This is a genomic window from Mesorhizobium sp. CO1-1-8 (genome assembly GCF_020164875.1).
GTDB lineage: Bacteria > Pseudomonadota > Alphaproteobacteria > Rhizobiales > Rhizobiaceae > Mesorhizobium.
In genome coordinates this window covers 71,375-83,792 of record NZ_JAIUGZ010000004.1, presented here as the reverse complement: position 1 = coordinate 83,792, position 12,418 = coordinate 71,375, and the positions used below count along the sequence as shown (strand labels likewise).

General features: G+C 63.2%; 15 protein-coding genes. 6 read left to right on the top strand and 9 right to left on the bottom strand.

The window, feature by feature from the left end; all coding sequences use genetic code 11:
* Nucleotides 1–21: 21 nt before the first annotated feature.
* The 4 genes from LB558_RS09325 to def all read right to left on the bottom strand — a co-directional run bounded on the left by LB558_RS09325 (nucleotide 22) and on the right by def (nucleotide 2,433).
* Nucleotides 22–528: a GNAT family N-acetyltransferase gene (locus LB558_RS09325; RefSeq protein ID WP_013528472.1), complete on the bottom strand. Its 507-nt coding sequence runs from the start codon at nucleotides 526–528 to the stop codon at nucleotides 22–24.
* Nucleotides 525–1,478: a methionyl-tRNA formyltransferase gene (gene fmt / locus LB558_RS09320; protein ID WP_224697295.1), complete on the bottom strand. Its 954-nt coding sequence runs from the start codon at nucleotides 1,476–1,478 to the stop codon at nucleotides 525–527. Before fmt ends, LB558_RS09325 begins: the two co-directional genes overlap by 4 nt.
* Nucleotides 1,479–1,554: 76 nt before the next feature.
* Nucleotides 1,555–1,845, bottom strand: a complete 291-nt coding sequence (locus tag LB558_RS09315; protein WP_224697294.1) for a plasmid stabilization protein — start codon at nucleotides 1,843–1,845, stop codon at nucleotides 1,555–1,557.
* A 57-nt stretch (nucleotides 1,846–1,902) separates the two neighbouring features.
* Nucleotides 1,903–2,433, bottom strand: coding sequence for a peptide deformylase (gene def / locus LB558_RS09310; RefSeq protein ID WP_224697669.1), 531 nt, complete (start codon nucleotides 2,431–2,433; stop codon nucleotides 1,903–1,905).
* 103 nt (nucleotides 2,434–2,536) lie between these two features.
* Between def and LB558_RS09305 the strand changes: the two genes are divergently transcribed.
* The gene (locus tag LB558_RS09305) at nucleotides 2,537–3,808 is read left to right on the top strand and encodes a DNA recombination protein RmuC (protein WP_224697293.1); all 1,272 of its coding nucleotides are present in this window, start codon (nucleotides 2,537–2,539) and stop codon (nucleotides 3,806–3,808) included.
* A gap of 20 nt (nucleotides 3,809–3,828) precedes the next feature.
* On the opposite strand, the gene LB558_RS09300 is transcribed toward LB558_RS09305, so the two are convergent.
* The 3 genes from LB558_RS09300 to LB558_RS09290 form a co-directional block, all read right to left on the bottom strand.
* Nucleotides 3,829–4,233, bottom strand: coding sequence for a GFA family protein (locus LB558_RS09300; RefSeq protein WP_224697292.1), 405 nt, complete (start codon nucleotides 4,231–4,233; stop codon nucleotides 3,829–3,831).
* 60 nt (nucleotides 4,234–4,293) lie between these two features.
* Entirely contained in the window at nucleotides 4,294–5,259 is a 966-nt protein-coding gene (locus tag LB558_RS09295; RefSeq protein ID WP_224697291.1) for a cation diffusion facilitator family transporter, read from the bottom strand.
* A gap of 104 nt (nucleotides 5,260–5,363) precedes the next feature.
* On the bottom strand, nucleotides 5,364–6,173 hold the full coding sequence (locus LB558_RS09290; RefSeq protein ID WP_224697668.1) for a transglutaminase-like domain-containing protein: 810 nt from the start codon (nucleotides 6,171–6,173) through the stop codon (nucleotides 5,364–5,366).
* Nucleotides 6,174–6,383: 210 nt separating this feature from the next.
* Between LB558_RS09290 and LB558_RS32890 the strand changes: the two genes are divergently transcribed.
* The gene (locus LB558_RS32890; protein ID WP_013528464.1) at nucleotides 6,384–6,509 is read left to right on the top strand and encodes a hypothetical protein; all 126 of its coding nucleotides are present in this window, start codon (nucleotides 6,384–6,386) and stop codon (nucleotides 6,507–6,509) included.
* Nucleotides 6,510–6,713: 204 nt separating this feature from the next.
* Entirely contained in the window at nucleotides 6,714–7,028 is a 315-nt protein-coding gene (gene sugE / locus LB558_RS09285; RefSeq protein ID WP_064990686.1) for a quaternary ammonium compound efflux SMR transporter SugE, read from the top strand.
* Nucleotides 7,029–7,166: 138 nt separating this feature from the next.
* On the opposite strand, the gene LB558_RS09280 is transcribed toward sugE, so the two are convergent.
* Nucleotides 7,167–7,595, bottom strand: a complete 429-nt coding sequence (locus LB558_RS09280; RefSeq protein WP_023761392.1) for a DUF6481 family protein — start codon at nucleotides 7,593–7,595, stop codon at nucleotides 7,167–7,169.
* Between the two features lie 277 nt (nucleotides 7,596–7,872).
* Between LB558_RS09280 and LB558_RS09275 the strand changes: the two genes are divergently transcribed.
* The 3 genes from LB558_RS09275 (at nucleotide 7,873) to LB558_RS09265 (ending at nucleotide 11,293) form a co-directional block, all read left to right on the top strand.
* Nucleotides 7,873–8,934 carry an LLM class flavin-dependent oxidoreductase gene (locus LB558_RS09275; protein ID WP_224697290.1) on the top strand — a complete coding sequence of 354 codons (1,062 nt, stop codon included), beginning with the start codon at nucleotides 7,873–7,875 and terminating at the stop codon, nucleotides 8,932–8,934.
* A 118-nt stretch (nucleotides 8,935–9,052) separates the two neighbouring features.
* Nucleotides 9,053–10,222, top strand: coding sequence for an AI-2E family transporter (locus tag LB558_RS09270; protein WP_224697289.1), 1,170 nt, complete (start codon nucleotides 9,053–9,055; stop codon nucleotides 10,220–10,222).
* Between the two features lie 69 nt (nucleotides 10,223–10,291).
* A complete protein-coding gene (locus LB558_RS09265; RefSeq protein WP_127296486.1) occupies nucleotides 10,292–11,293 on the top strand; it encodes an LLM class flavin-dependent oxidoreductase in 1,002 nt (333 codons plus the stop codon).
* 33 nt (nucleotides 11,294–11,326) lie between these two features.
* On the opposite strand, the gene LB558_RS09260 is transcribed toward LB558_RS09265, so the two are convergent.
* The gene (locus LB558_RS09260) at nucleotides 11,327–12,346 is read right to left on the bottom strand and encodes a LacI family DNA-binding transcriptional regulator (RefSeq protein ID WP_224697288.1); all 1,020 of its coding nucleotides are present in this window, start codon (nucleotides 12,344–12,346) and stop codon (nucleotides 11,327–11,329) included.
* Nucleotides 12,347–12,418: the final 72 nt, after the last annotated feature.

Below are 12,418 nucleotides of genomic sequence, written 5' to 3'. Positions count from 1 at the left end.
TCGGTGAAACGGTGGACTGCGCTACGCGGCGAGAGCGGTGAAGGCAGAGGCGTAGACCAGCCTGCCTGCTTCTGGTGCGTCACCCCAGGCCAGCGCCTGCAGCGCTTCGCCCTGGTACTCGCTTTCGAAGTTCTCGGCACGCGTGTGGCTATAGCCGAAACGCCCGTAATAGGTGGGATCGCCCAGCACCACCGCCAGCGTCTCGCCGCCATCCTTGAGGCGGATATGCGCCTCGCGGATCAGCGCACCGCCGATGCCGCTGCCATGGAACGAGGGCTCCACCGCCAGCGGCGCGAGCGCCACGGCGGCGAAGGTCTTGCCGCCATTCTGGACGAACAGCCGCGAAAACAGGATGTGGCCGACCACCTGGCCGTCCTCTTCCGCAACCAGTTCGGCAACCGCGTCGCCGCCGGTCACCAGCGCGTCGACCAGGCCGGCCTCCGCCTGCTGGCCGAAAGCGTGTTCCTCGACGAGGCGGATGGCCTCGCGATCCCGCGGCGTTGCCGCGCGTATCGACATCATGCTCATGAGAATTTCAGTCCTTTTTCGATCTTGGCCCCGCGCAGGAATTCCGACGCGGCAGCGGGCTTTCCGCCCGCCCGTTGAACTTCGACCAGCCTGATCGCGCCTGCCCCGCAGGCGACCGTCAGCCGATCATCGAGAATTCCTCCCGACTCGCCCAAATCTTCCGAAGGCAACAGGCCTTGCGACAGCGTCGAGCGAAGCAGTTTCAGCCGCTCCTGGCGGCCGCCAATTCCTATCTCCGACCAGGCGCCGGGAAAGGGCGACAGGCCGCGAATATGATTGTGGACCTCGCTTGCTGAGCGAGTCCAGTCCACGCGAGTCTCGGATTTATCGATTTTCTTGGCGTAGGTCACCCCATCCACAGCTTGTGTGGTGAATGTCAGGGTGTTCCCTTCCAACCGCGCCAGCGCTTCCACCATCAAGGCAGCACCGACACTCATCAACCGATCATGCAGATCGCCGGCTGTCATATCGGGTTCGATGGCGCATTTTTCAACCAGCCCGACCGGACCGGTGTCCAGCCCCTCTTCCATGCGCATCACCATCATGCCACTTTCCAGGTCACCGGCCATGATGGCGCGCTGGATCGGCGCGGCACCGCGCCAGCGCGGCAGCAGCGACGCATGGCCGTTGATGCAGCCGAGCCGGGTCGCCTCCAGAACCGCCTTCGGCAGCAGCAAGCCATAGGCGACGACCATGGCGACGTCGGCCTGCAAGGCGCAAAAAGCGGCCTGTTCGGCCTCGCTTTTGAGTGAAACCGGCGTCCGCACCTCGATGCCCAGTCGCTCTGCCTCGCGCTGCACTGGCGACGGTGTCAGTTCCAGCCCGCGTCGCCCTGCGGCGCGCGGCGGCTGGCTATAGACGGCGGCGATGTCATGGCCAGCCTCGGCGATGGCGCGCAAAGTCGGCACTGAAAACTCCGGCGTGCCCATGAAGATGACGCGAAGCGGCATTTTTCTTCCGGTATCCTGTCTTCTTGCTCGCGCCGTGTGCCGGCTCAAGCATCCGCTTCAAACGGAGTTATCACCTTCAGGTCAAGGCCGTCGAAGTCGCGGGGCGACCGTCGCGCTTTCTTTCCGCTTCGATCTTGTCCATGACTTCCGCGTATTCATCGCCAATTGCGCTTTCAGATATGAAAGCCGAGCGAATTGCATCCCACGCCGAGAGGCTCGGCTCCTCCCGGGCCTGCCTCTCCGCAACTATGCCTTTGCGCAGAAGGCCGATGGCCTTGTTCGACACGCTCTGGCCGACCTCGCGCGCCGCCAGTTCGATCTCGCGCTTCAAAGGCTCTGGAATGTCCCTGATCAGCATGTCGACCATCGGCATCTCCGTTTGGTGGCATCCTGCCGACATTAAGACCTGGAGGGGACTCGTGCTCTATCCCGCCAGCTTACTCGGCGCCTTGTCCCTGGCGAGCTTCTTGAATTTCTTCACCACCATGTCGCGCTTCAGCTTCGAGATGTGGTCGATGAACAGGACGCCGTTGAGGTGGTCGATCTCATGCTGCAGGCAGGTCGCCATCAGGCCCTCGGCCTCCATCTCCTGCAATTTGCCGTCGCGGTCGAGATATTTGACCCGCACGGAGGCCGGGCGTTCGACCTCGGCGTAATAGTCCGGGATCGACAGGCAGCCCTCCTCGTAGACGGAGCGCGCATCGGCGCTCTCGAGGATTTCCGGATTGATGAAGACATGCGGCGCCGGCGTCTCGTCTTCCTTGGCGAGATCGATCACCAGCAAGCGCAGCGGCTCGCCGATCTGGATTGCCGCCAATCCAATGCCCGGTGCGTCATACATGGTCGCCAGCATGTCGTCGGCTAATTTGCGCAATGGCGCGTCGACACGCTCCACCGGCTTGGAAACCTGGCGCAGGATGAGGTCGGGAAGGATGATGAGCGGCTTGATCGGCATGGCGTTCCACGTAAGACCTCCAGCGAAAAGCGTCAACCGGTTGGCATGAAGCTCGTTCACGTTTTGATCTGTGCTATCGCGACGAATCGTCTATGCTGTCCACATGAATGATTTGAGCACCATCCTTTCGGAGCCTGTCGCCCGGCTTGGCGCCACAACCATCACGCTCGGCCATGCGCTGGCCTTCGGCGCTTTGCTGTTTCTGACCCTGTTCGTGGCGCTGGTCGTTGCGTTGTGGCGGTCGGCGAAGGCGCGCGCCGTGGCGGCCGCGGAAGCCGCCGATCATGCCCGCGACGCCGAGGCGCGGATGGCCGGCATTCTGCAAAGCCAGGCCGAGATGCAGGGCCGCATGGGCGCTATCGCGGAAGTGTTCGGCGCACGGCAGGCGGAGCTGACGCAATCGATCGGCCAGCGCCTCGACGCCATGACCGGCCGGCTCGGCCAGACCATGACCGAGCAGACCAAATCCACGCATGAGAGCCTGGCCAAATTGCAGGAGCGGCTGGCCATCATCGATGTCGCGCAGGGCAACATCCAGTCGCTCGCCGGCCAGGTCGTGCAGTTGCAGGCGATCCTCTCCAACAAGCAGACGCGCGGTGCTTTCGGCCAGTCGCGCATGGAGGCGATCGTTGCCGACGGCCTGCCGCATGGCGCCTATGAATTCCAGGCGACGCTGTCGAACGGCAGCCGTCCCGACTGCCTGGTGAAGATGCCGAACGGCGCACCGTCGCTGGCCATCGACGCCAAGTTTCCGCTCGAAGCCTGGAATGCCATCCGCGCCGCCGACGGCGCCGACCTGCAGAAGGCCGCCTCGCAGGCCTTTCGCCGCGACATCGAGATCCATGTCCGCGATATCTCGGAAAAATACCTGATCCAGGGCGAGACGCAGGACACCGCCTTCATGTTCGTGCCCTCGGAATCGGTGTTCGCCGAGATCCACGAGAATTTCGAGGCGATCGTGCACAAGGCGCACCGTGCCCGCATCGTCATCGTCTCGCCGTCATTGCTGATGCTGTCGATCCAGGTCATCCAGGCGATCCTCAAGGATGCCCGCATGCGCGAACAGGCGCACCTGATCCAGGGCGAGGTCATCCGGCTGATGGAGGATGTTGCGCGTGTCGACGAGCGGGTGCGCAAGCTGCAGGTGCATTTCGGCCAGTCGGCCAAGGACATCGACGACATCCTGGTTTCGACGTCGAAGGTCACCAAGCGCGGCCAGAAGATCGAGGCGCTGGAATTCGGCGCGCAGCCCGACGGCGATGCCGCCCTGGACGCCGCGTCACGGACTCCCGCCGCGAAGGTCGACACTGGCGCGCGCGTTGCCGATTCGAAAACCGGGCAGCTCAGGCTGAGGGTCGTCGAAGGCGACGACTAAGCCGCGGTGCCGGACCGGCGCTACTGCTCCTCCAACGTGGTCATGCCCTGAAATTCGGGCAACCAGTGCAGCGCCGAGCGGTGCCATTTCTGCTGCGTCGGGATCAGATTCTGGCGCTGCCGCGCGGTCCCGACGCGAATTCCATAGACCTTCGGACCATCTCCGACAGACGTGGCGTAAAGATGCGAACCGCAGTCGGCGCAAAAGGCCTGGGTGCGCTTGGCGCCGCTCGCCACGATCTTGATATAGATTTTCGGCGTGCCCTTGGTGATGCGGTAGTTGCTTTCGGGCGCCGGAACCGTCAGGCGAAAAGCCGTGCCGGTCAGTTGCTGGCAATCCGTGCAGTGGCAGATCGTCGTCTTTTCCGGATCGACCTCCGCCTCGTAGGTGATGGCGCCACAATGACAGCCGCCGTCTATTCTCATCTTCGTTCCTCCAAGTCCCGTCAATCTAGCGGGGCGAGGCCGTGAGGCAATGGCGCGGCGCTAGTCCAGGGTAGGATCAGATGCGGAATCGATCAGCCTGCGCCGCTGCTCCCAGGTGCCTGACGTCTGCGGCTTGACGAACAGCCGCGTGATCTCCGGCATCTCCTTCCTCAGTTGCGCTTCCAGGCGCTCGACGCAAGCTTCGACTTCGGGCGCCGTCAGATGATCCTCGAACTCGATGCTCAGGCCAGCGACGATCTCTGTCGGCCCCATATGGACGGTCAGGACGCCGTTCGCCCGCTGCACCGCCGGATCCTGCTGGGCGATCGCCAGCACCTTCATCTGCACCTCGGGCGATGCCGGCTCGCCGATCAGCAGGCCCTTGCTTTCGCGGGCCAGGAAGATCGCCGTCGCGCCGAGGATCAGCGCGATGCCGATCGAGGCGGCGCCGTCGAGCTCCGGCATCTCCAGCAGTTCCGCCGCCAGGATGCCGGCGAACGCGACGATCAGGCCGAGAAGTGCTGCGCTGTCCTCGAACAGCACGGTGTAGACACTCGGGTCCTTGCTCGACTGCACGGCCCGCAACCAGCCCTGCTTGCCCTTCTGCTTGCGGAACTCCCTCAGCGCGACCAGCCAGGAGCTGCCCTCGAACAGAAAGGACAGACCAAGAACGATGTAGTTGACCTTGCCGTTGGCGACAGGCTCCGGCGCCATGATGTGGATAACACCTTCGTAGAACGACACGCCGGCGCCCAGCGCGAAAACCAGAAGCGCGACGATGAAACTCCAGAAATAGAGCTCTCGGCCGTGACCGAGCGGATGTGTCCGGTCAGCCGGGCGGGCGGCGCGATGCATGCCGTAGAGCAGCAGGCCGCCATTGCCGGTATCGACCAGCGAGTGCACGCCTTCCGACAGCATCGCCGAACTGCCGGTGAAGAAGGCGGCGGCGAACTTGGTCACCGCGATGGCCAGATTGCCGGCCAGTGCTGCGTAGATGACCGTTTTTGAGCCGCCATGCCCGGCCATGGTGAGTTGTCCCCGTTCGATGCGCACCCAGTCTAACGGCCAGACGGCAGAAGCTCCACAGGCATCACAACGCGCGAACCGTCGTTAAGTGCAGAAGACGGCGGCTAGTCGACGATCTCGCTGGTCCACACCTTGAAGCCGGCAAGCGTTCCCGGGCCGAATATGTGGGTCAGCGGCACGTCGGCGGCGTCGCGGCCGGAGGCGATCAGGATGCGGCCGATGCGCGGCGCATTGTTGCGCGGGTCGAAGACATGCCAGCGGCCGCCGAGATAGACTTCCATCCAGGCGCAGAAATCCATGCTGGCCCAAGGCTTCGGCATGCCGATGTCGCTGATGTAGCCGGTGCAGTAGCGCGTCGGGATGTTGAGCGCCCGGCAGAAGGTGACGGCGAGATGCGCGTAGTCGCGGCACACGCCGCTCTGTTCGCGATAGGCTTCCGCCGCGGTGCGCGTCGGCCGCGCATTGCCGTAGTTGAAGACGATATGATTGTGGACGAAATCGCAGACCGCCTGCACGCGGGGAATGCCTAGCGGCGTGTTGCCGAACAGCCGCCACGCCTCATCAGCCAGAAGGTCGCTTTCGCAAAACCGGCTGGGCAGCAAGAACAACAGCGTCTCCGCCGGCAGGTCGCGCACCTCGTGCTGCCAGGCCATCAGGTCGCCCATCTCGAAGGTGCCGGGATCGCGGATCACTGCATCCGTCCCGAAGGTGAAACGCCCGGGCGGCGCGACGAACCGGTTGCACCAATTGCCGAAACTGTCGCGATAGCTTTGGATCGGCACCGGCGGGTTGGAGATCAGGAAGTCCGGCCGCTCGAGATCGGAGGCTCGCGAATAGTGGACATTCAGCATGGCGATGAGCGGCGTTTCCTGAGGAAAGTCGAAGCTCATCTCGCAGCCGATGTGGATTCGCATTGTCGTCCTGACGGCCTGCCTGACGATCACCCGGCGAAGCTCGGGTCGATGCTGCAGTGCGAAAATGACCATGGCACGGACCGCCATGGTTTACGAGCAAATTAGAAACCGGTTGAAAGCGATCCACTGACGGCGGCAGCCGTCGCTAACCCCTTGCAGTCGGGCGGTTCTCTTGTTTCACTTGGCTTCCCACATCAGGAGGAACGAATCATGGCTAAAGGTGCGATGAAGGCAGGCAAGGAAGCCCGCAAGCCGAAGAAGGACGCCAAGAAGCCCGCTCCGGCTCCCGCGCTGAAGGCGCCACCGGTCAAGGCGATGAAGCTCAAGGACAAGTAGGTCCGGCGATTCACTTCGCAATAGGATTACGGCCGGCGACACTGTTGCCGGTCGCTGTTGATCGAGCGCCCGAAATTCCTATATTGCCGTGGCGGGGACGACCTCGCGCTTCCCCAAATCCGGACGGGACGACCCGCCATTGTTTGACTGATCATCGGATGCCGAAATCGCTTTTCGGTCCGATGCTCTGATGGAGCGTTGTCGATGTCGTGGATTCTTCTCTTTTTTGCCGGCCTGTTCGAGATCGGCTGGGCAATAGGCCTCAAATACACCGATGGCTTCTCGAAGCTGGTGCCGACCGTGCTGACCGTCGCCTCGATGATCGTCAGCCTCACGCTGCTCGGCCTGGCGCTGAAGGCGCTGCCCGTCGGCACCGCCTATGCGGTGTGGACCGGCATCGGCACCGTCGGTACGGCACTGCTCGGCATCTGGCTGCTCGGCGAACCAGCCACCGCGATCAGGCTGGCCTGCATCGCGCTCATCGTCTGCGGCATCATGGGGCTGAAGTTCGCCGCCTGATCATAATGCTTCTTGTTTTATGCATGTCGTCCCCCCAAAACCGGGACCACTTTCGGGCGACATGCATGGGACAAACACAATCAGGGCCGCTGTGAGGCGACCCTGATTCTCGAAGCAGATTGCTTCGCAGCCTTGAGGCTAGCGGGCGGAGAAGCCCGGCGGCGTCCTGCCGGTGCGCTGCTTGCGTGCCGCATAACGCGCGTCCCGCTTGGCCTTGCGCTCGGCTTCGTCGGCCAGAAAACGGGCGATGCGCTCGTTCTCTTCGGATTCCCGAATCTTGGCCTCAGCCTGTGCAGCTTCCTCGGCGGCGATACGTGCTGCCTCGGCTGCTGCCTCGCGCTCGGCCTTCTCGACCGCCTCGCGTGCCAGCTTCTCCTGCTTCAGCCGGGCCTTTTCGGCCTCGCGGATTTCGCGGGCCGCAAGGATCGCCTTGCGTTCAGCCTGCCGCGCCAGCACTGCGGGATCATCCGCCGCCGGCTTTGCCTTGAAGCGCTCGAGGAGCGCCTTCTTTGCCTCGTTTGCGGCGTTGCGCCGCTCGAAAACGTCTTTTTCCCTGTAGATAGCCAAGTCCACTTCCCTGAAGTCAATTCCCGACGCTTACATACGCGCGAAAACCGAGAGTTCAAGCGCCAAAACGGCATGGCAGCCATGAAATTGTTGGCTGTTGCAGCCGGGAGACGCCTTTAGAGCAATTCCAGGAAAAGTGTGAAGCGGTTTTCCGTCCGGAATTGCGACGAAGAGATAGAACCGAAACCGACATGCACTGTTCACCGTCGCCCCTCTGGCGGCGAGGTTGGCGGATGGCTACGTCTAGCGGCAAATTCCAACGTCAGGATGACATTAGATGGAACTCGGTCTCTACACCTTCGCCGACGTCAGCCCGCAACCGGGTCCCGGCGCCATTGGCCCGCATGAGCGGCTGCGCAACCTGATCGAGGAGGTCGAACTGGCCGATCAGGTCGGCCTCGACGTCTTTGGCCTCGGCGAGCATCACCGGCCCGACTATGCTGCCTCCGCACCGGTCGTGGCCTTGGCCGCGGCGGCCGAGCGTTCGAAGCGCATCAAGCTGACCAGCGCGGTCACCGTTCTGTCTTCCGATGACCCGGTGCGCGTTTTCCAGCAATTCGCCACGCTCGATCTTCTGTCGGGCGGCCGCGCCGAGATCATGGCCGGGCGCGGCTCGTTCATCGAATCCTTCCCGCTGTTCGGCTACAACCTCGAGGACTATGACGAGCTGTTCGCCGAAAAGCTCGACTTGCTGCTTGCCATCCGCGATAGTGTGAAGGTCACCTGGTCAGGCAATCTGCGGGCGCCGATCAACGATCGCGGCGTTTATCCCAGGCCCTTCCAGGACAGGCTGCCGGTCTGGATCGCCATAGGCGGCACGCCGCAATCCGCCGCCCGCGCGGGCGCGCTCGGCCTGCCGCTGGCGCTTGCCATCATCGGCGGCGAGCCGGCGCGTTTCGCGCTGCTGTTCGATCTCTATCGCGAAGCCGCCAAGCGCGCCGGTAGTGATCCGGCGGGCCTCGCCACCAGCATCAACGTGCACGGCTTCATTGCCGAGACGACCGAGCAGGCGGCCGACGATTTTTACGGCCCGCAGGCGGAGGTGATGAACCGCATTGGCCGCGAGCGCGGCTGGGGTCCGACATCGCGGGAGCATTTCGACCAGTCGCGCGGCCCCAACGGCGCGTTGTTCGTCGGCGGTCCCGAGCAGGTGGCCGAGAAGATCGTCGCCCAGCACAAGATCTTCAAAAACGACCGCTTCCTGCTGCAGATGGCGATCGGCGCCATGCCGCATGCCAAGATCATGAAGGCGATCGAACTCTACGGCACCAGGGTGGCGCCGATCGTGCGCAAGGAAACAGCCAGGGCTGAGCCGGCACCGGCAGCGCCGGTCGCCTGACCCGCGGTCCGGTGCGAGCGGCCTCAATCCCGAAGCCGGCTCATGGAACCCTCGCCCGTAACTCCGCGTTCCTTGGAGGCAGTTGCCGTGCGAAGGGGCGCCGGCTTGAGGGGTGACTATGAAAACCGAACCCACTGCCTGGGGTCAGGAGATTTCCGACGAACCGGAATCGCGTGCCGCGGCTCGCGCCGACACGCGTCTGATGCGTTCGTTGTTGATCGGCATCTTCCTTTTCATGGCTATCTATGCGCTCTACTTCGCCCGCGCCTTCTTCATGCCGGTCATTCTGGCATTCCTGCTTGCGCTGACGCTGACGCCGATCGTTCGGCTCCTGCGCAAGCACGGCATCCCCGAAGTGATCTCGGCAACACTCCTGGTGGTGTTGTCCATCTGTGTGTTCGCCACGGCCGGCTATCTGCTCAGCAGCCCGATCATCGATCTGATCAACAACACCTCGTCGATCGGCCAGAAGCTCACCGAACGGCTGGCGCAATTGCGCCAGCCGTTCGAGAAGATCATGCAGATTTCGCATCAGATCGAACAGCTGACCGAGACCTCGCAGGAGTCGGGTATTCAGAAGGTGGCGGTGGCGCAGTCCGGCATCCTGTCGGCGGCCGCCAGCAACATCCTGTCGGCGGGAACAGGTCTCACCATCATCTTCGTGCTGTCGCTGTTCCTGCTCGCCTCCGGCACGATGTTCTATGAAAAGATCATCCAGTCCTTCGCCAGCCTCAGCGAAAAGAAGCGGGCGCTGCGCGTCGTCTATGACGTCGAGCGCGAAATCTCCCACTATCTGCTCACCGTCACCATCATCAATGCCGGCCTCGGCACGGTCATCGCTCTTGGTCTGTGGGCGCTCGGCATGCCAAATCCGCTGGTCTGGGGCGTCGCTGCCGCCCTGCTCAACTTCCTGCCCTATGTCGGAGCGCTGATCACCATCGTGCTGGTCACGATCATGGCGCTGATCAGCTTCGATACCATCTTCTACGCGCTTTTGGCGCCGGCCTTCGTGATCTTGTGCGACATCGTCGAGGGCCAGTTCGTCACACCGATGGTGGTCGGCAGGCGCCTCGAGATCAACGCCGTGGCGATTTTCATCGCCATCGCCTTCTGGTCATGGTTGTGGGGCTTCGTCGGCGCTCTGATGGCGGTGCCGCTGCTGGTCGTCATCAAAGTGTTCTGCGATCATTTCGACGGGCTCAGCCATGTCGGCAATTTTCTCGCCGCGCAGCACACGGCCGCCCTCGAGGAGGACGACACTGTCGACATCGAAGCTTCCAAAGGCTGATCAAATTTTTGAATTTGCGGCATCGCCGGGCGCTTCCTACATGCGGTCCTGACACAGGACACCCCGTTCATGACCGACCTTTCCGTTCTCGACCTGTCGCCGATCGTCGAAGGCAGCGATGCCTCGCAGTCGCTGGCCAACTCGCTCGATCTTGCCCGCCATGCCGAGCGCCTGGGCTACAAGCGTTTCTGGCTGGCCGAGCATCACAACATGCCGGGTATTGCCAGCGCCGCCACGGCAGTCGTTATCGCCCATGTCGCTGGCGGCACCAAGACCATTCGAGTCGGCGCCGGCGGCATCATGCTGCCCAACCATTCGCCGCTGGTGATTGCCGAGCAGTTCGGCACGCTGGCCGCCTTGCATCCGGGCCGCATCGATCTCGGCATCGGTCGGGCGCCCGGCACGGATATGGGCACCGCCCGCGCCTTGCGCCGCAATCTCGAGGCCGGGGTCGACAATTTCCCGCAGGATGTCGTCGAGTTGATGGGCTATTTCCAGCCGGCCGAGGAAGGCCAACGCATCCGCGCCGTACCCGGCGAAGGCCAGGACGTGCCGGTCTGGATTCTTGGCTCCAGCCTCTACGGCGCGCAGCTCGCCGCCATGCTCGGCCTGCCCTACGCCTTCGCCTCGCATTTCGCGCCGGCGGAGCTGGATCACGCGCTGGATGTCTACCGCTCGCGCTTCCAGCCATCCGAGCAGCTCGACAAGCCGCATGTCATGCTTGGCCTCAATGTCTTTGCCGCGCCCACCGATGCGGAGGCCCGTTTGTTGTTCACCTCGCTGCAACAGGCTTTCGTCAATCTGCGCACCGGCCGGGCCGGCCGGCTGCCGCCACCTGTCGAGAACTATGACCGCGATCTCGATCCGATGGCAAAGACAATGCTCGGCCAGGCATTGTCCTGCGCCGTCGTCGGCTCCCCGGAAACGGTCCGGCAAGGCATCGATGCCTTCGTGCGCCGCACCGGCGCCGACGAACTGATGGTCACCGCGCAAATTTTTGATCATGCGGCGCGGGTGCGGTCGTTCGAGATCCTGGCCGAGGCGCACAAATCCCTGTCGCAAGCGGCCTGACAAGTCCTCGTACGAGTATACGCTGGCGAAAGACTACGCGCTTACGCTCTGCGCCATCGCCCCGAGCGGGCGGCATGAATTGCGGATCATCAATCGGCCCTTGAGCAAAAGCTTGCGCGGCGGCGCTTCCCTGTTGCCGGCGAGACGGTCGAGAAGCAGATTAGCCGCCTGTTCGCCGATCGCCTGCACCGGTTGGGCGACCGTGGTCAGCTGCGGCTGGAATACGTCGGACCATGGAAAGTCGTCGAAGCAGGCGACCGAAATGTCTTCCGGGCAGGACAGGCCGATGTCGCGGATCGCCTTCATGGTGCCGATCACCATCGGGTTGTTGGCCGAGAAGATCGCGCTTGGCCGATCATGCGAGGAAAGCATCTGCATGGTCGCGTTGTAGCCGTCGATTTCATGGAAATTGCCGAAGCGGATCAGCTCCTCGGCGATCGGCAGGCCGGCGGCGTGAAGCGCCTCGCGATATCCCGCCATGCGGTCATGCATCGGCGAAATATCCGACGTGCCGGTGATGTAGCCGATGCGCCGGTGGCCGAGATTGATCAGATAGGTGATGGCGTCGAACACCGCGCGCTGGTTGTCCAGCACCACGGCATCGGTGTCGACGCCTTTGCAGATACGATCGAGCAGCACGACCGGCACGTTGGCGTCGTCGACGATCCGCTTGAGAATCGCGCCGTCGCCGACGCGCGCCACGATCAGCCCGTCGACCATGCGGTCGAGCAGCAACTTGATCTGATCGTCCTGGGTGTTCAAATCCTCGTCCGTGCAGCACAGCATGACGGCATAGCCGGCCCGGTCGAAGGCCTGCTGGATGACCGAGACGACATCGGTAAAGAATGGGTTGGTGATGTGCGGCACGGTCAGTCCGATCGTGCGGGTCGTGCCCATCTTCAGGCTGCGGGCGATCGCGTTGCGCTTGTAGCCGATATCGCGGATCGCCTGTTCGATGCGCTGGCTAAGCTCCGGGCTGACCGTCGCCGTGCCATTGATCAGCGCCGAAACGGTGGCGACAGAAACACGCGCCGCTTCAGCCACATGAAGCATGGTGGGGGCGGTGGATTTCCGGTGTTTTTTTTGCCTTGATGCTGTCATTTTCGAAACGTTTCGCCACCCTTG